The organism is uncultured Stenotrophomonas sp., assembly GCF_963519125.1.
Classification (GTDB): domain Bacteria; phylum Pseudomonadota; class Gammaproteobacteria; order Xanthomonadales; family Xanthomonadaceae; genus Stenotrophomonas.
Window position 1 is genome coordinate 26,525 of sequence record NZ_CAUQLJ010000009.1, and the last position, 17,455, is coordinate 43,979.

The window sequence follows — 17,455 nt, forward strand, 5'->3', positions numbered from 1 at the left end:
GGTACGCCGTTTCAGCTCGCCGCGTCGGCCTGATTTTCCGGCCGCGCGGCGTCGAACGCTTCCAGCGCCAGGCACGCCTCTTCGATCCTTACCAGCGTCGGGTACGGCGTCAGGTCCACGTTGAACCGCCTGGCGTTGAACAGCTGCGGCACCAGGCAGCAGTCGGCCAGGGTCGGAGTGTCGCCGTGGCAGAAGCGCCCGGTCTCCACCGATTCGACCAGCATGCGCTCCATCGCATCGAAACCCACCTGCATCCAGTGCCTGGTCCAGTCGTCGCGCTCGGGCTGCGGCACATGCCAGGTATCGCTGAAAAACTGCATGATGCGCAGGTTGTTGAGCGGGTGGATATCGCAGGCCACCAGCTGGGCCAGCGCGCGGACCCGGGCCCGGCCCAGCGCGTCGTCCGGCAGCAGCGCCGGCTCCGGGAACACCTCGTCGAGGTACTCCAGGATCGCCATCGACTGCCGCACCACGCTTTCGCCATGCACCAGGGTCGGCACCAGCTCCTGCGGGTTGAGCGCGGCATAGCCTTCGCTGTGCTGCTGGCCGCCATCGCGGACCAGGTGCACCGGGGTGATCTGGTGCGCCAGGCCTTTGAGGTTCAAGCCAATTCGCACGCGGTAGGCCGCGCTGGAGCGCCAGTAGCTGAACAGCTCGATGCGGTCGGCCGTGATGTTCAGGGCCGTGTCGCCTGTTCGATGCGCTGCTCGATCGCACCGAAGATGCTCTCACCGGCCGCGTCGAACATTTCGATCCGGACCACGTCGCCGAACGACATGAAGGGCGTGCTCGGCTTGCCATCGCGCAGGGTTTCCACGGTGCGCTGTTCGGCGAAGCACGAGGCGCCCTTGCTGGTGTCTTCGTTGGCGATGGTGCCCGAGCCGACGATGGCGCCGGCGCCCAGCGGGCGGGTCCTGGCCGCATGTGCGACCAGCTGGGCGAAGTTGAACTGCATGTCCACGCCGGCTTCCGGGGCACCGAACCAGGCGCCGTTGATGTGGGTCACCAGCGGCAGGTGCACCTTGCTGTCCTGCCAGGCCTCGCCCAGCTCGTCGGGGGTGACGAACACCGGCGACAGCGCCGAGCGCGGCTTGGACTGCAGGAAGCCGAAGCCCTTGGCCAGCTCGCCCGGGATCAGGTTGCGCAGCGAGACATCGTTGACCAGGCCGACCAGCTGGATATGGCCCGCCGCCTGCTCCGGGGTGGCGGCCATCGGCACGTCGTCGGTGATCACCACGATCTCCGCTTCCAGGTCGATGCCGTAGTCCTCGCTGACCACCTTGACCGCGTCGCGCGGGCCGTGGAAGCCGGCGCTGGTGGCCTGGTACATCAGCGGATCGGTGTAGAAGCTTTCCGGCACTTCAGCGCCACGGGCACGACGCACGCGCTCGACATGCGGCAGGTAGGCGCTGCCATCGACGAATTCATAGGCACGCGGCATCGGCGCGGCCAGTGCCTGCGGGTCAAGGTCGAACACGCCATCGGCGTCGCCGGCGTTGAGCGATTCGTACACGGCGTTCAGGCGCGGCGCGATGTGGCTCCAGTCTTCCAGGGCCTGCTGCAGGGTGGCGGCAATGCCGGTGGCGCGCACGCCGTGGCGCAGGTCACGCGAGACGACGATCAGGGTGCCGTCGCGGCCGCCTTCCTTCAAAGAACCAAGCTTCATGGGTGGGTATCCGGGATCGCAGAAAATAGGTTTCGAGTGTAACCAAATAGCCCGCAATGCTGAACGCTGCAATGCGACACAAGCCACCATGGAAGATACCGGAGCCGCCGTTGATACGCCGGTGAAGGGTGCAATCCCCAGGACCCCGCCGAAGCGCATCCACGCAGGGCGTGGATGTACCTGAACGGGGCATTTGGTATGGGCGTCCCAGTTCCTTTACAATAAGCGGGTCTGCAGCGGCCGTCCGTTTCCCTTCGGGATCGCCGGCGATCCGGATCATCGATCCCTCGCCCGCCCCCACTCCGACGCCATTCGTCATGCATTCCAGTCTGCGCACCGCGCCGGCTGAACACAATTCTCGCAGCGCGGTTCACGGGAACGCTCCGAGTAAGCCGATCAACTCGATCTGCCTTGCGCATGGCCATTCGGCCACGCGTTACTTTGTCTTTGGAGCTTCCACCCGATGTCTTTTGAAAATCTGGGCCTTGCCCCGTTCCTGCTGCGCGCGTTGTCCGAGCAGGGCTATGAAAACCCGACCCCGATCCAGGAGCAGGCGATCCCGCTGGCGCTGGAAGGTCGCGACCTGCTGGCCGGTGCACAGACCGGTACCGGCAAGACCGCGGCGTTCGGCCTGCCGCTGCTGCAGCACCTGGGCACCAACCCGCAGGCCGTGAACGGCCCGCGCAAGCCGCGTGCGCTGGTGCTGGCCCCGACCCGTGAACTGGCCACCCAGGTGCATGACAGCCTGCGCAGCTACAGCAAGTACCTGCGCATTCCGAGCGCCTGCATCTACGGCGGCGTCGGCATGGGCAACCAGTTCGACGTGCTGCGCCGTGGCGTCGACCTGCTGGTGGCCTGCCCGGGCCGCCTGATCGACCACCTGGAGCGTCGCAGCGTCGACCTCTCGGGCATCGAGATCCTGGTGCTGGACGAAGCCGACCGCATGCTCGACATGGGCTTCCTGCCGTCGATCAAGAAGATCCTGGCCAAGCTGCCGCGCCAGAACCGCCAGACCCTGCTGTTCTCGGCGACCTTCGAAGAGAGCATCAAGCAGCTGGCGCTGGAGTTCATGCGCGACCCGGCGCAGATCCAGGTGACCCCGAAAAACACCGTGGCCGAAACCATCACGCACCGCGTGCACCCGGTCGATGGCGCGCGCAAGCGCGAACTGCTGCTGCACCTGCTGGCGCAGGACAGCCGCGAGCAGACCCTGGTGTTCGGCCGTACCAAGCACGGCTGCGACAAGCTGGCGATGTTCCTGGACAAGGCCGGCATCAAGACCGCCGCCATCCACGGCAACAAGAGCCAGGGCCAGCGCCTGCGTGCGCTGGGCGACTTCAAGGCCGGTCGCGTGACCGTGCTGGTGGCCACCGACATCGCTGCGCGCGGTATCGACATCAACGAACTGCCGAAGGTCATCAACTACGACCTGCCGATGGTGCCGGAAGACTACGTGCACCGTATCGGCCGTACCGGCCGCAATGGTTCGACCGGCCAGGCGATTTCGCTGGTGGCGCAGGACGAAGCCAAGCTGCTGCGCCAGATCGTGCGTCTGCTCGACAAGGACATGGACATCCGCGACGTGCCGGGCTTCGAGCCGCAGACCCCGATCCGCTGGGGCAACAGCGCCCCGGGCAAGGCGGAAGTGCCGGGTGGCGATCGTTCGCCGCGCAAGCACGCACGCCGTCCGCACGGTGAAGCGCCGCGTCATGCGCATGCCGGTGCCAAGAGCGGTGGTGGCCAGCGTGATGGTGCCGGCCGCGGTGCGAGCCGTGGCGCCGGTAACGGTGCGCCGCGTGGCGGTGCGCCGTCGGGCCAGCGCCGTGGCGGTGGCGGACGCGGTCCGGGCGGTGGTGGTCATCGCGCCGGTTGATTCAGGCCGGTAGCGCGACATTGAAAAGGGCGACGCATAGCGTCGCCCTTTTTTGTTACCAGTTGAACGCCACCGTCACGCGAGCATTCCGCCCCGGCTCGCTGTAACGCCCGATGCCTTCGTCATTGACGTACCCGTACAGCGTGTTGCTGCCCTGGTACACGCCGCGCACGCGCTGCCACAGGTAGTACTCGCGGTCGGTCAGGTTGTAGATGCCCGCGCTGATCCGCCACTGCGCGCTGATGTTCCAGCTGCCGAACAGGTCCAGCACGGTGTAGCCGTCGGCCTTGTCCAGCCATGCCGGGGTGCTGACCGTGCCATTGGCAGCGGTGGTGTAGGCGTCGTCGGCGTGCTTGGCCGCTGCGTGGGTCACCGCTGCGGTCACATTCCATACCGACGACGGCGCATAGCGCACGCCCAGCACCGCGCTGGCCGGCACGATGCTTTCCAGCGGGTCGCCGTTCTGCTTCTTGCCTTCGCTGTACGACGCGGCCAGGCGCGCCGACCACGCGTCGTTGAACTGCACGCGCCCTTCCAGCTCGACGCCTTTCACCGTCACCTGCCCTGCGTTGGTGGGCATGGTGTAGGCGCGTTCGTACAGGATCGGGCCGCGCACGGTGGTACGGAAGCCGCCCGGAATCTGCTGGGTCAGCGTGCTGTACTCGATGAAGTTGTCGTAGCGGTCGCGGAACACCGAGAGGCCGAACTGCGCAGTGTCGGTGCTCCAGCGATAGCCCAGCTCGACGTTCAGGCTCTTCTCCGACGACAGGTCCGGGTTGGCGACGGTGTCGTTGAACACCAGCGGCTGCCCGGTCTGTGCGTTGATCAGGGTGGTGGTGCTGGTCGGCGAATACATGTCGGCGACCGACGGGGCGCGGAACCCACGACCGACCTGCGCCCACAGCGAGTGCTCGGGCAGGAAGCGGAATTCCGCACCAACCTGCCAGCTGGGCGACGCGAACGAGACATCACGTACGGTCCCGGTGCGGTCGACGAAGGTGCTGTCCACCTGCGGCGAATAGTCGTAGCGGTCATAGCGCGCGCCTGCGCTCAGGGTCAGGCGCTCGTCGAACAGGCGCACGCTGTCGCGCAGGTACACGTTCCAGTTGTCCACGTCGGTCTTGGGCACCTGGCGCGGGTCAACCTCTACCGACGCAATGGCGCCGGCCGCATTCCAGCGCGTGTCCACGGCGGTGAAGTCCACGTCGCGCTGCTGCCAGGCCATGCCGTACACCAGGTCGTGCTGCGCGCCGCCGGTGCTGAAGGCCTTGGTGAAGTCGAGCGCGGCGCGGTCCAGGGTCTGCTCGGTGGAGCGGTTCTCGCTGCGCAGGCACGGGATCGCGCCACCCGGGCAGCCGCTGCCGGCGGTGATGGTGGTGATGCCGCGGCTTTCGGTGACCTGGCGGTCCAGCTGCGCTTCCAGGGTGTCGAACACGGCATTTTCGGCCAGCCACTGGTAGTGCACGCCGTAACGGTCGCGGTCATTGGTGTCGTGGCCCTGACGGGTAAGGTAGCCCGGTGCGTACACGCGCGAGAGGTTGTCCACGTCGTTGGTGGCACGACCGCGCTCGTACATGAAACCAAGGGTGTTGGCTTCGTTCAACTGCAGGTCGAGCTTGCCAAGCAGGTTGTCGCGGGTGCTGTCGACCGGGTCGGGGGTGCGGCGGCCGACGCCGGTGCGGTCGTGGGTGGTGTCGTAGTACGACTCGGATTCGTGGCCTTCGCGGCGCGTGTAGACCAGCATCGACTCGACGATGCCGCTGCGGTTGGCGAAGGTCAGCGTGCCCATGGTTTCGTCGTTGGCGCCGGAGTAGCCCGCCTTGAGGCCGAAGTGGGTGTCGTTGCCTGCCGGGTTGAGATAGTCGGCCGGGTCCTTGGTGGTGAACACGACCGCGCCGCCGAGAGCGCCGCTGCCCGCGCTGATCGAGTCGGCACCCTTCACCACCGCCAGGCTCTTGAGCGTGTCGATGTCCACGTCGCCGCGGCCGCCGCGGAAGAATTCGTAGGAGCGCGCGGTTTCCACCGACTCGCCCAGGCTCAGGCCATCCACCGTGATCGCGACGCGGTCGCTTTCCAGGCCGCGGATGTTGAAGCCGTTATCGCCGAAGCGGCCCATGTCGACGATGCTGACACCGGGGATGTAGCGGATCGCTTCTTCCATGGTGTTCGCCATTTCAGCGTCGAGGTCGGCGGCAGTCAGGACGGTGACGTTCTGGTTGGCGGACTTGGCGCGCTGGGCGCGTTCGGCTTCGACGCGTACGGTGTCGAGGGTGCTGGCGTCGGCCGGGGCCTCGGCGTGGGCAGGGGCAGCCAGGCACGCGGCTACCGCCAGCGTGAGCAGGGAGAGGGACGACTTCATTGGGGAAAGCTCCGCAGGAAAGAAGGGAAAGGCGGTGTTGGCCGTTCCTGGCTGCGGCGGTCCGGTCGACCGTGCGGGGCTTGGGGGCGTGAGATACGTGTGCTGAGTCTGGTAGCGCCGGCCGTTGGCCGGCCCAGGCGGTACGTGGGTCGGCCAACGGCCGACGCTACCGGTATGCGTAAGGCGGTGCGTGGCGCCGGCCAGCGGCCGGCACTACGGTGCGGATCAGCGGTTGCCGTTGGCCGAATGAGCGCCGGCCTTGGGCTCCGGATCGCGCGCATCCACCACGCCGTCGCCGTTGCTGTCGGCACGGTTGAACATGCGCTTGCCCGAGGTCTGGTACTCCGCGAAGGTCATGCGATCGTCCTTGTCGGTGTCCAGCGCGGCGAAACGCACGCGCGCCTGGCGCTCGGCATCGGCACGCAAGCGGGTGCGCTGCTGGTCCAGGCGGGTCTCGAACTCGGTGGTGTATTCAGCGAGGCTCAGCGTTCCGTTGCCGTCGGCATCGGTAGCGGTGAAGGTAGCCACGCGCGCCGTGTCGAATTCGGCACGGTCGACCACGCCATCCTTGTTGGCGTCGTACAGCTCCAGCATGCCATTGGCGGTATGCGAGGTGGGCATCTTCAGCGGGTCGCGCGTGGTGGCGGCAGCGCTTTCGCGCGTGGCCTCCTGCGATTTCTGGTAGCCGGCCCAGGTACGTTCACCGGCCGCGTCGTACTCCGCGCGGCTGATCGCGCCGTCCTTGTCGCGGTCCAGCGCCTTGAAGCGGGTGTCGGTCTGCTTCAGGTGGCCGGCGCGCGCGGTGGCCAGGCGCACGTCGAAGCGCTGCAGGTATTCGTCCACGTATTCCTGTTCCTCCACGCTGCCGTTGTTGTTGCTGTCGGTGGCGGCGTAGCGCGCCTTGCGGAAGGCTTCGAACTGGGCCCAGCTGACGCTGTCGCTGCCTTCTTCGGCAAACTGGCTCAGGAACGCGGCCGCTGTCGGCGAGGCGGTCGCAGGCGCGGGCGCGGTGGTGGTCTGGGCCTGCGCGTGCGCAGCCGGAGCCAGCACCACGGCCAGCAGGGCCGCGGTGAGCAAGGTGTTCTTCATGGTGTTCCCCCTGGAAGGTAGGTGGTTACGGTTCGAGCACGCGGAAGGAAAGCGTGTAGTTGTTGCCGTACATCGGTGCGGCCGCACCGGCCGGGGCGGGGCCGCGGTAACGGATCAGCGCCAGGTAGCTGCCGGCCTGGGCGAGCGCGAAGCGCGCCTTGCCCTGCGCGTCGGTGGTCAGCGTCTCCGGCGCGGGCTGGCGGGCGCCATCGCCGAGTGCGCGGTGCATTTCCACCTTCTGGTTCGGCAGCGGTTTGCCGTCGTACTGCACGAGGAAGTCGAAATGCTCACCGCGATAGAGGTCGCTGGGATGGGTGACCGGCACCAGTTCCAGGCCGGTGCCGTACGGCTGGAGCGCAGCGGTGGTCGGGCCGCCGGCGGTCAGGTACACCTCCGACCGCGACAGGCTCTGGTAGTGGCTGGTGAGCTTGGCGCCGGCGGGCAGCGGCACGGCCGGGTCGCGGCTGGAGCCGGGCTTGCCGTTGAGGTCCCAGGTACGGAACACCGCGCCGAGGCGGTTGCCGGTGCTGAAGCGGTAGGTGCCGGTCTGGCCCGGCAGCGTGGTTTCGATGACGGCGCGGGTTTTCAGGCGCTGCACGGTGTCCGGCGCGCGGGTGCTGCCGTCGGGCAAGGTCACCACGAACTCGCTGTTGTCGAACACCACTTCGGGTACGAAGAAGGTTTCGGCGAACGAGGCGTCCAGGGTCACCACGCTGTCGGGGCGGACCTCGAAGCTGGCCGGAGCCAGGTACGGCGTATGGGCGGCAGCGGGCAACGCCAGCGCGGCCAGCAGGAAGGCAACAACAGGGCGGAGGGACATGGCGGATGCTCGCGCCGGCGGGATGGCCGGCGGGCGACATCGTATGCGTATTGCGAATGATTCGCAATACGGACTTTTCACATTGCGTGTGATTGGCGGTTTGGTTGGTTTTCTGACGGGTTCCGTGGGACACGCCACGCGTGTCCCACGGAACGTCACACCGGGCGTCGCCCCATTACCCTCGCGGCTTGGTCGGGTTCAACAGATTCCCGAAGAACACCGCGTTCAACAGCAACCGTTCGGTACCATGCCAGTACTTGCGGTGCGCCGGATCGTCCGCGAACAGCACCACGTTGCCCTGCCCCTGCGGCGAGACCAGCAACCAGGCGGCACCAGCCACGCGCGTGCGGTTGCTCTCCGACAGATACCCGTTCACCCGAGGCGTCTCATCGATCCGCACCACGGTGGAGAACGCATTGCGGCTGGGCTTGAAGCTGATGCCGTTTTCCTTGTTCACCGCAAGCTGCGTTCGCGGCAGACCGAAGCCCAGCGGGTGGCTGGTATCCACGTCGGCGCTGAGGATGTTGCCGCTGACACGCTCGATGGCAGCGATATCGCGCTGGTCGCCGAAGGCACGTCGGGCGCCGTCGGGCTCCTTCTCTTCGGCACCCAGCACTTCATCGCTGAGCTTCTGCTCGATGGCCCACTTGGCCGCACTGCCGTAGGTCACCAGCGAACCGCCGGCATTGATCCAGCGCTTCAGCGCGGCCACCGCAGCTGCGTCCACGCCGCCGTAGGTGCCACCCGACAGCACGATGGTGGTGTACCGGTCCAGGTTGACCTTGCCCAGCTGTGCCGGGTCCAGCTTGCTGGCCGGTAGCTGCACCTGCTGGTCGAGCACGAACCAGGCCGAGCCGATTTCAGTGGCACTCACGCCCTCGCCCATCACCAGCGCTACCGCCGGCTTGCGCAGCGCCTTGACGCTGTCACTGCCCAGGTCGATGCCGCCGCGGCTCTGCCCACTGGCCAGCGCGTGCACCTGCACGCCACTGCCGCGCGCAACCTCGTCGACCGCCGCCAGCAATGCGTCGCCGGCCAGCGTCTGCCCGGCCACCGGAATCACCACGCTGCCGCGCGTGAAGGCCTGCTCGCCGCCTGCGGTCGCTGCCGTGAACGGCTGGAACGCGGCACGGGTCACCACGCCCTTGGCCTGCAGCGCATACAGCGCGCGGCTGGCGTTGTAGTCGCGCCAGTCGAACACGTAGGCGTAGCCCGCCTGGCCGCCGCTCACGCCGCCGCGTTCGGGCGGCAGTGCAGTGATGCGCTCGCCCGCATCCACCCGGCTGCGGCTGCCGGCAAAGGCCAGTCCGTAGGCCGGCGCGATTGCGTAGGAGGTGCTGCCGTAGAACACATCGCCTTTGATCGGCGGCGTCTCGGCGAAGATCGAATGGACCAGGCGGAACTGCGGCTGCGCAGTGGGCACCACGTACGCACTGCCCGGGTCGAAGCGCTGGCCGTCGACGGTCACGGAAGAGGTCAATGCCTGCACGGTGATCCGGTGCTGCAGCAGCAGGTCGAGCAGGCGCCGGGTCAGGCCCGGGTCGTGCGCGTCGCCGAACACGAACGCCTTCACCGGCTGCTGGTTGGCCTGCTTCAGCGCGGACTGGAAGAACTCCTTCTGCAGCTTCAACAAGCCGTCGCGCTCGGTGACCGCACCGCGAACGGTGCCAAGCCCGGTGGCGACCTGATTGCGGATGGTGAACGGGAAGGTCAGCAGGCCGTTGACCGATTCCTGCACGCGCCCGCGCGAGCTGGCCTGCTCCACCGTGACGCCTACCGCGCCATGGAAGTCCGGATAGGTCGAGCCATAGACCGGCGAGAAGTTGTCGAAGTTTTCCCCGGTGTAGTACAGCGAACCCAACGCATCCAGCGACTGCGCGTGGTACTTGGCCAGGGTCTTGTTCCACTCATACGACGAGGCCGGCAGCAGCGGGCTGTGCATGCTCGCCGGCGAAGGTTCGAAGTAGTAGGTGCTGTCCTTGCCCATCTCGTGGAAGTCGATCTGGACGTTGGGATACCACTGGTGGAAGTACGCGATCTTCGGCCGCGTGTCCTGCTGGGTCAGCGCCAGCCAGTCGCGGTTGAGGTCGGTGAAGTAATGGTTGGTGCGCCCCTGCGGGAACGGCTCCACGTGCTCCTTGTCGGCCGGGTCGGAAGAGGCCGGCGAAGAGGCATAGGCGTTGTGCCAGCTCGCCGCGCGGTCACGCCCGTCCGGGTTCTGTGCCGGATCGAACAGCACCACCGCGCGGTCCAGCCACTGCGCGGTTTCCGCACTGCGGTTGGCCACCAGGTAGTACGCGGTGAGCAGCGCGGCTTCGCCGCTGGAGGTTTCATTGCCATGCACGCTGTAACCCAACCACACCACCACCGGGCTGTTGCCCGCCGCCGACAGCGGCTGCGCCGGGTCGGCCAGGGTCACGTGCTGGCGGCGCAGGGTGTCCAGCTGCTGCTGGTTCTGCGCCGAGGTCACCGTGGCGATCAGCAGCGGCCGCCCTTCATAGCTGCTGCCGATCCGCTCGACCTTGATCTTGTCCGAGTGTTTGGCCAGCTCGTCGAAGTAGGCCACCAGCTGGTCGTGCCGCGTGTAGCGACTGCCGATCTCATAGCCCAGGAACTGCTGCGGGGTGGGAATGGCCGGATCAAAATCGCCGGCCTTCGGGAAGAAATACGCGCTCTGTGCGAACGCCGGCGCTGCGAGCAACCACAACGAACCCAACAGCCAGGCGATGGGACGTGACACACCACGGTACAAGGACACAGCAACCCCCAGATCAGAAGCGGTAATCGAAACCCACAGTGAAGTAGCGACCGCGCAGGTCGTACTGGCTGAAGTCGTACGGCGCACGGATGCCCGGGAACGAGGCGTCGTAGGGCGGTTCCTCGTCGGCCAGGTTCTGGATCTTCGCGTACAGGGTCAACTTCTCCAGCCCGGTGTACGCCAGGTACAGGTCGAACTGGCTGTACGAATCCACCCGGTCCTGCACCGAGGTAGCGGCCGCGCTCGCCTTCTGGTCATAGCCGCTGGTGTAGTACCAGGTCAGCGCGGTACGGAAGTCGCGCCAGGTCCAGTCCAGCGAGGTGGTGGCCTTGTTGGCCGGAAGCGTGGCGCCGAGGTTGCTGCCGGCGTAATCCACCAGCGGGCCACCGACCACGGTCGGGCGGCGGTAGTCGCGTACGTGGGTGAACGCGGTGGAGAGGGTGAAGTCACCGGCGCGCTCGGTCGGGAAGCGCTGGCGCAGTTCCACGTCGAAGCCGGAGGTCTTCAGCTCGCTCAGGTTCTGGTAACGGTTGAAGACCGCCAGCAGCTTGCCGCGCTCGTCGCGGGTGACCGCACCGGGCACGTCATTGGTGACCAGGGTCTGGGTGTTGTTGGTGCCGACCAGGTTCTCCAGCTCGATGCGGTAATAGTCCACGCTCAGGCTGGTGTTGCTCCACGGGGAAAGCACCACGCCCAGGTTGTAGCTCTTGGTGCGCTCGGGCTTGAGGTCGCTGTTGCCGACGGTGAAGAAGGTCGGGTTCTGCCGCGAGCCGGGCACGTCCGGGTCGCGTGGGTCGATCACGCTGCCGTAGGCGATGCTGGTGCTGTTGGAGTTCTCCGACAGCGACGGTGCGCGGAAGCCCTTGGAAGCAGCCGCACGTACGAGCAGGATGTCCCACGGCTGCCAGCGCAGGCTCAACTTGGGCGAGAACGCGTCGCCGAAATCACTGTAATGGTCGGCGCGCGCGGCGGCCTGGAGTTCCAGGCGCTCGGCCAGCGGCACGTTGACTTCGGCATAGGCGGCGGTGACCTTGCGCTCGCCATGCACTTCGGCGATGGCCGGGCGGATCTGCAGGCCGGCATCGATCTGCCACGGGTTCTCGGAGTCCAGCTTTTCGCGGCGCCATTCCACGCCGGCAGCGAAGCCGATCGGGCCGGCCCAGGTGCTGCCCAGGCCACCGGAGATCTTGGCGTCCACGCCCTGCAGCACCGACTCGGCCGGGCGCAGCGTGCTCAGGTTGATGCTGTCGATCACCGCCTGCGGCGTAGCCGAGGGGTTGAGCAGGTTGTAGCTGCCGGTGGCCAGTGCGTCGGCCAGGGTCCAGCGGTTGGCGAAGCCGCCGGAGACGGTTTCGCGCTCGCTGCTGCGCGCGCCGAACGCGCCCACTTCCCAGTCCCAGTCCTGCAGGCTGCCGCGCAGCCCGACCACGCCGCGGTAGGCGGTGGAGCGGTTGGTCTTGAAGCTGGGGCCCAGGTTGAAGAAGGTGTATTCGATCGGGATCGCGCGCCCATACGGATTGAACGGGCTGCTCGCCGGCAGGTTGGACGAGACCGGCTCGGCCAGCCCGGTGTCGGCGTTGAGCGCGAAACGGCCGCTTTCCAGGGTGAAGAACGGGCTGCTGCCGAACCAGGACACGCCCTTGATCTCGCTGTAGATCACTTCGCCGAAGGCCTCGACGTTGTCATTCACCTTGAAGGTGCCGTTGACGTACGCCTGGTAGCGCTTGGTCGAGGGAATCAGCGTGGTGTACGGCGCCAGGTTGTAACCGCAGGTGTTGCCGGGCAGGCCGTCGATCGGCGCGCTGGGCACCAGCGTGGTGTTTTCCGGGCACTGCCCGTTGGCGTCGAGCATCGGCACCGAGGTGCCATTGACCAGGAAGCGCGCGCCCTTGGCCGACCAGCCGTTCCAGCGGCCGCCGGGCTTGTCGGTGTAGATGCCTGACTTGGTCAGGTCGCGCTGGTCCTGGTCGAGGCGTTCACGGTTGTAGCCTTCCAGGCTCACCAGGATGTTGTAGCCGTCGGCTTCGAGGTCGCCGATGCCGCCGATGAACTTGAGGTTCTGTTCGTCCAGCCCGCCCTGGTCGGCGGTGCCGACACTGCCGCCGAGCTCGGCGCCTTCGAAGTTCTGCCGGGTGATGATGTTGACCACGCCGGCCACGGCGTCGGAGCCGTACACGGCCGAGGCGCCATCCTTGAGCACTTCGATGCGCTCCACCGCGACCATCGGCAGTGCGTTGAGGTTGACGAAGGTGTCGGACAGGCCGCCGGCCGGGAAGCCGTAGTTGGCCAGGCGGCGACCGTTGAGCAGCACCAGGGTGTTCTTCTGTGAAAGCCCACGCAGGCCGATGCCGGCCGAACCCGAGGCCCAGCCATTGTTGGTGGTTTCGTTGGCGGCGTTGCCGGTGTTGGCGCTGATGGAGCGCAGCAGGTCGGCCACGGTGGCCTTGCCGGTGGCTTCGATCTCCTGGCGGCCGATCACCTGCACCGGGTTGGCGGTTTCGGTGTCGGTGCGCTTGATGTTGGAGCCGGTGACGCGCACGGCGGCGAGGGTCTTGCTGTCGCTGGCGGCGTCAGCGGTGGCGGCGTCTACGGCAAATGCGGGCAAAGGCGTAGCCAGAGCGGCGGAAAGCGCCGCTACAAGAAGGGTGTGCTTGGGCATGAACTCGGTAGGGGTAGTGAGCGAGTAGTTCCGCAGTAGTCCATGCCAAGGGCTTAACGGGCCAATAACATCGCTTCATGCGGATATAACGAAAAGTAACATCTCTTCATCCGGATGGATATGTTTTTGTTGGATGGCCTTACAATGTCGACATGGAAATTTTCAAAGTCTTTACCCTCGAAGCGGCCCACCGCCTGCCCAACGTGCCGCCGGGCCACAAGTGCGCACGCCTGCACGGCCATTCGTTCCGGGTGGAACTGAAGGTCGAAGGCGAGCCGGGCGAGCACACCGGCTGGATCATGGATTTCGGCGACGTCAAAGCGGCCTTCAAGCCGATCTACGACCGCCTGGACCACCACTACCTCAATGACATCCCCGGCCTGGAGAACCCGACCAGCGAGGTGCTGGCGCGGTGGATCTGGAACGAGCTCAAGCCCAGCCTGCCGGCGCTGAGCGAGGTGACGGTGCATGAGACCTGCACCTCGGGCTGCCGGTATCGCGGTTGAGCGCCAACCCGTTGTTCCTTAACGGAATAGTTTGAGCACCCGCCGGTTCAGAAATTAGTTGTTGCAATGCACCAAGATCGGCGTATGCTGCATTGCATCAAACGGAATTTGCGTGGGTCCCTCCCCCCACGCAGACCAGGACCCGACAGAACCCTCCCTCTGTCGGGTCTTTTTTTTGCGCCGGATATCAACGAGGCGATGCGTCCATCGCCAGCGGCCTCACCACCTGCACGAGCGTCATCAACGTCTTGCCCGGTTCCTCCCACGGCACCATGTGCGCGGAATGCTCGAACCACACGCCCTGCTTGAAGGGCGCCTGCACGTTCTTCAACCACCGATCGGTGGGTGCGGTCGGGGTGGTGTAATCGTGGCGGCCCATGAGCATCACCACCGGGATCGAGAAACGCTTCACCGGGTTGAAATCCACCTTCAACATCTGCGGCAGCAGCGGCCCCAGTGACAGCACGCTGCCCTTGTCGATGTTGCAGCGATCCGCGTCCGTGTAGTCGGGCGACAGTTTCGCCGCGCCGAAGTAATACTTCGAATCATCGCGGTACGCAGTCAAGCCGCCGTAGTACTGCGGCCAGGTGCGTGCGGTGATGATGCGTTCGCGCGTGATCGGGGTATTGCCCGGATACGGCGCAATGGCTTCCAGCTCCGCCACTGCCTTGCTGTTCCCGTGCGCTTTCGCCTGTGCCAGCCCGTAGTCGAAGCTGATCTTCTCGTTCTCCAGCTGGTTGATGATCTGGCCGATGCCCACGTAGGCATGGAACAGGTCCGGCCGCTTCAGCGCCGCCTGCATCGCCACGATGGTGCCCCAGCTGTGCGCCATCAGGATCACTTTTGGCTGGCCCAGATGGGTGCGCAGGTGCTCGGCTACTTCGATGGCATCGTCGACGTAACGCTCGATGGTCAGGGTCGGTGCGACCTGTTCCGGCGGCGACTCGGCATACGTCTTTCCGGCACCGCGCTGGTCCCAGTCGACCACGGTGAAGTATTCCTCCAGCGGACGCTGGAACTGCCACATGCTCGGGGTGACCGGGCTGGCCGGGCCGCCATGCACGAAAAGGATCACCGGGTTGGCGCGGTCGTCGCCGCGGATGGTCAGCCATTGGCGCAGCCCGCCGATGGGGGTGGCGTAGTGCTCCTGGATGCCGTTGGGGGTGGTGATCCGCTGCAGGTCGCGCACCACCGCGCGTGCCGGTTCGAGGGCGGCGGTGTCAGGGCAGGTATCGGCCGCGACGGCGTTGCAGGCCAACGCCATCAGGCCCAGCGCGGACAGGACCAGGCGGCGGCAATTCGGGGCACTGATCATCAGTCATTCCTCGCGCTTCGGCAGGCTTCATTGCAACCCGTTGCGGACCGCGCCCCCAGTGCCGGTGGTCGCCATGACCACGGTCATGCACGCGGCAGGGTGAACACGAACAGCGCGCCCTCGCGGCTCTCCATCAACCGGATCTCACGCCCGTGCAGCTGCAGGATGCGATGCACGATCAGCAGGCCCAGCCCGCCGCTGTCCGGGCGGTCGCTGCCCAGCGCCGGCGGGGTGTGGAACAGGTCGTCGCGCCGCGCCACCGGAATGCCCGGGCCGGTATCGGCCACGCTGACCTGGACCTCGCCCTGCACCGCCTGCAGCGTCACCGTGATCCGTCCCCCTTCCGGGGTGTGCCGGATCGCGTTGTCGAGCAGGTTGGTGAGCACCCGTTCGATCAGCGCCAGATCGGCGTCCACTGGCGGCAGGCCCGGCGGAATGTCGGCAGACAACGTCTGCCGCCGCGCCTGTGCGGCCAGTTCGAATTTCTGGAACACGTCCTGCACCAGGTCCGGCAGCGAGAATGCCTGGCGGTCCAGCACCACCCCGCCGTGCTCCAGCCGCGCCAGCTCGAACAGCGCCTGCGCCAAGCGGCCGACCTTGTGGCTCTGCGACAGCGCGATGGCGAGGTAACGCTGGCGCTCCTCCGGACTGAGGGTGGCGTCCTTCAACGCCAGCGTTTCCAGGTAGCCATGCAGCGACGACAGCGGGGTACGCAGGTCGTGCGAGATGTTGGCGACCAGCTCGCGGCGCTGCAGGTCCTGCTGGCGCAGCTGCTGCCACTGCTCGTTGAGGCGCTGGCCCATGTGCCCGAAGCTGTGCTGCAGGATCGCCAGTTCGTCGCGCTCACCGGCGCGCAGCGGCGTGGGCGGTACCGGCTGCGCCGGCGCGGCCGCGTCCACGTCGAAGGACTGCACGCGCCGGGTCAGCAGGCGCAGCGGACGGGTGACCCAGCGGAACGCCACCGCGCCGGCCAGCAACCCGATCACCGCCACGATCGCCAATGACCACAGCGTGGTGCGCACCGAGGCGTTGGCCGCGATGTTGGCCGCCAGTGCCTCGCGCTGCTCGCCCACCAGCACCACGTAGATGTAGCCGGCCTGGCGCCCCTGCACGAACAGCGGTGCGGCGTTGAACACCTTGCGGCCGGTTTCACTGCGCGGGTCATCGCCGAGGATCGGCAGCGGTTCATCGCGCAGCAGCGCCTGCACCGGCGCCAGGTCCACGCGGTTGCGCTTGAGGTGGCCGCTGGGCGCGTCGTGGCCGAGGATGCGGCCCTGGTCGTCGAGCAGGTACACCTCCACGCTCGGGTTCACCGCCATCAGCTTGCCGAACAGCTCGCGCACCTCGCCACTGCGCATGCCGCCGCCGTCCATCAGTTCGCCACTGCGCGCGATGTGTTCGGCCAACCCGCGCGAGAGCCGCTGCACGGTTTCCTGTTCGTGCACGCGGGTGCTGCGCATCTGGATCGCCATCAACGCGCCGCAGCACACCAGCAGCAGCGCGAAGAACGCCACCGACAACCGCTGCGAAAGACTCAGCCGGATCATGCCGACGCCGCCTCGCTGCCGTCGACCAGCTTGTAGCCGCGACCCCAGACCGTCTGGATGCGCTGCGGCGAAGCGGGGTCGCGCTCGATCTTGTTGCGCAGGCGGTTGATGTGGGTGTTCACGGTGTGCTCGTAGCCGTCGTGCTGGTAGCCCCAGACCTGGTTGAGCAGGTCCATGCGCGAAAACACCTGGCCGGGATGCCGGGCGAAGAAGTACAGCAGGTCGAATTCGCGCGGGGTCAGCTCCAGCGCGCGGCCTTCGACCTGCGCGGTGCGCGCGACCGGGTCGATGCGCAGACCGGCCACCGCCAGTTCGCCGGCGTCGATGCGCGCGTTCTGCGCCATCGCCTCGACCCGGCGCAGCAGCGCCTTCACCCGCGCCACCAGTTCCAGCATCGAAAACGGCTTGGCCAGGTAATCGTCCGCGCCCAGCTCCAGGCCGAGGATGCGGTGCACTTCGCTGGCGCGGGCGCTGGTGATGATGATCGGGGTATAGCGCGCCATGCCGCGTGCGCGCCGGCAGATCTCCAGGCCGTCCACGCCGGGCAGCATCAGGTCCAGCACCAGCGCGCTCCACGGCTGCGCTTCGAGCAGGGCCAGGCCCTCGTCGCCGGTAGCGGCGTGGGTGACCTCGTAGCCCTCGTCGCGCAGGTGCATGCGCAGCAGGTTGGCGATGTGGACGTCGTCCTCGACGATCAGGACCTGTTTTGCACTGCTCATCGGCACGCGGGGGAGTGGCGGGAAGGTAGCCGCATTGTGGTCGGATCCGGACCTGAATGTGTCACGGAAAATTTAACCCTGCGTGAGGATTCGTTGATCGGCCCGGGCGCAGCATGGCCCCATCGTATCCAGAGCTGGAGATCG

At 66.9% G+C, this 17,455-nt stretch carries 12 protein-coding genes; 2 read left to right on the plus strand and 10 right to left on the minus strand.

The window, feature by feature from the left end; translation table 11 throughout:
* Positions 1–11: 11 nt before the first annotated feature.
* Positions 12–674, minus strand: a complete 663-nt coding sequence (maiA, locus tag RYM47_RS09370) for a maleylacetoacetate isomerase (RefSeq protein ID WP_315387652.1) — start codon at positions 672–674, stop codon at positions 12–14.
* Positions 675–676: 2 nt separating this feature from the next.
* On the minus strand, positions 677–1,666 hold the full coding sequence (locus RYM47_RS09375; protein ID WP_315387426.1) for a fumarylacetoacetate hydrolase family protein: 990 nt from the start codon (positions 1,664–1,666) through the stop codon (positions 677–679).
* A 463-nt stretch (positions 1,667–2,129) separates the two neighbouring features.
* Here RYM47_RS09375 and RYM47_RS09380 point away from each other — a divergent pair, with 463 nt between their 5' ends.
* Positions 2,130–3,539, plus strand: coding sequence for a DEAD/DEAH box helicase (locus RYM47_RS09380; protein ID WP_102946517.1), 1,410 nt, complete (start codon positions 2,130–2,132; stop codon positions 3,537–3,539).
* Between the two features lie 55 nt (positions 3,540–3,594).
* Here RYM47_RS09380 and RYM47_RS09385 read toward each other — a convergent pair whose 3' ends face one another.
* The 5 genes from RYM47_RS09385 to RYM47_RS09405 form a co-directional block, all read right to left on the minus strand.
* On the minus strand, positions 3,595–5,898 hold the full coding sequence (locus tag RYM47_RS09385; protein WP_315387429.1) for a TonB-dependent hemoglobin/transferrin/lactoferrin family receptor: 2,304 nt from the start codon (positions 5,896–5,898) through the stop codon (positions 3,595–3,597).
* A 225-nt stretch (positions 5,899–6,123) separates the two neighbouring features.
* Entirely contained in the window at positions 6,124–6,987 is an 864-nt protein-coding gene (locus RYM47_RS09390) for an EF-hand domain-containing protein (protein ID WP_315387431.1), read from the minus strand.
* Between the two features lie 25 nt (positions 6,988–7,012).
* Positions 7,013–7,807, minus strand: coding sequence for a DUF4198 domain-containing protein (locus RYM47_RS09395; RefSeq protein ID WP_315387432.1), 795 nt, complete (start codon positions 7,805–7,807; stop codon positions 7,013–7,015).
* A 175-nt stretch (positions 7,808–7,982) separates the two neighbouring features.
* Complete coding sequence (locus tag RYM47_RS09400; protein ID WP_315387433.1) at positions 7,983–10,547, minus strand: M14 family zinc carboxypeptidase; 2,565 nt, start codon at positions 10,545–10,547, stop codon at positions 7,983–7,985.
* Positions 10,548–10,578: 31 nt separating this feature from the next.
* Positions 10,579–13,224, minus strand: coding sequence for a TonB-dependent receptor (locus RYM47_RS09405; RefSeq protein WP_315387434.1), 2,646 nt, complete (start codon positions 13,222–13,224; stop codon positions 10,579–10,581).
* A 152-nt stretch (positions 13,225–13,376) separates the two neighbouring features.
* Here RYM47_RS09405 and queD point away from each other — a divergent pair, with 152 nt between their 5' ends.
* Positions 13,377–13,730, plus strand: a complete 354-nt coding sequence (gene queD, locus RYM47_RS09410; RefSeq protein WP_070207058.1) for a 6-carboxytetrahydropterin synthase QueD — start codon at positions 13,377–13,379, stop codon at positions 13,728–13,730.
* A 187-nt stretch (positions 13,731–13,917) separates the two neighbouring features.
* On the opposite strand, the gene RYM47_RS09415 is transcribed toward queD, so the two are convergent.
* From RYM47_RS09415 to RYM47_RS09425, 3 genes are all read right to left on the minus strand, one after another.
* Positions 13,918–15,045, minus strand: coding sequence for an alpha/beta hydrolase (locus tag RYM47_RS09415; protein ID WP_315387435.1), 1,128 nt, complete (start codon positions 15,043–15,045; stop codon positions 13,918–13,920).
* 83 nt (positions 15,046–15,128) lie between these two features.
* Positions 15,129–16,592 (minus strand): HAMP domain-containing sensor histidine kinase, encoded by a 1,464-nt coding sequence (locus RYM47_RS09420; RefSeq protein ID WP_315387436.1) that lies wholly within the window; start codon positions 16,590–16,592, stop codon positions 15,129–15,131.
* The gene (locus tag RYM47_RS09425; protein WP_311183742.1) at positions 16,589–17,311 is read right to left on the minus strand and encodes a response regulator transcription factor; all 723 of its coding nucleotides are present in this window, start codon (positions 17,309–17,311) and stop codon (positions 16,589–16,591) included. The genes RYM47_RS09420 and RYM47_RS09425 overlap by 4 nt, the downstream gene beginning before the upstream one ends.
* Positions 17,312–17,455: the final 144 nt, after the last annotated feature.

Excerpts from the sequence above, each read along its gene's own strand:
- RYM47_RS09375 (WP_315387426.1), bottom strand. The coding sequence starts at position 1,666 with ATGAAGCTTGGTTCTTTGAAGGAAGGCGGCCGCGACGGCACCCTGATC.
- RYM47_RS09380 (WP_102946517.1), top strand. The coding sequence starts at position 2,130 with ATGTCTTTTGAAAATCTGGGCCTTGCCCCGTTCCTGCTGCGCGCGTTG.
- RYM47_RS09385 (WP_315387429.1), bottom strand. The coding sequence starts at position 5,898 with ATGAAGTCGTCCCTCTCCCTGCTCACGCTGGCGGTAGCCGCGTGCCTG.
- RYM47_RS09390 (WP_315387431.1), bottom strand. The coding sequence starts at position 6,987 with ATGAAGAACACCTTGCTCACCGCGGCCCTGCTGGCCGTGGTGCTGGCT.
- RYM47_RS09395 (WP_315387432.1), bottom strand. The coding sequence starts at position 7,807 with ATGTCCCTCCGCCCTGTTGTTGCCTTCCTGCTGGCCGCGCTGGCGTTG.
- RYM47_RS09405 (WP_315387434.1), bottom strand. The coding sequence starts at position 13,224 with ATGCCCAAGCACACCCTTCTTGTAGCGGCGCTTTCCGCCGCTCTGGCT.
- queD (WP_070207058.1), top strand. The coding sequence starts at position 13,377 with ATGGAAATTTTCAAAGTCTTTACCCTCGAAGCGGCCCACCGCCTGCCC.
- RYM47_RS09415 (WP_315387435.1), bottom strand. The coding sequence starts at position 15,045 with ATGATCAGTGCCCCGAATTGCCGCCGCCTGGTCCTGTCCGCGCTGGGC.
- RYM47_RS09420 (WP_315387436.1), bottom strand. The coding sequence starts at position 16,592 with ATGATCCGGCTGAGTCTTTCGCAGCGGTTGTCGGTGGCGTTCTTCGCG.
- RYM47_RS09425 (WP_311183742.1), bottom strand. The coding sequence starts at position 17,311 with ATGAGCAGTGCAAAACAGGTCCTGATCGTCGAGGACGACGTCCACATC.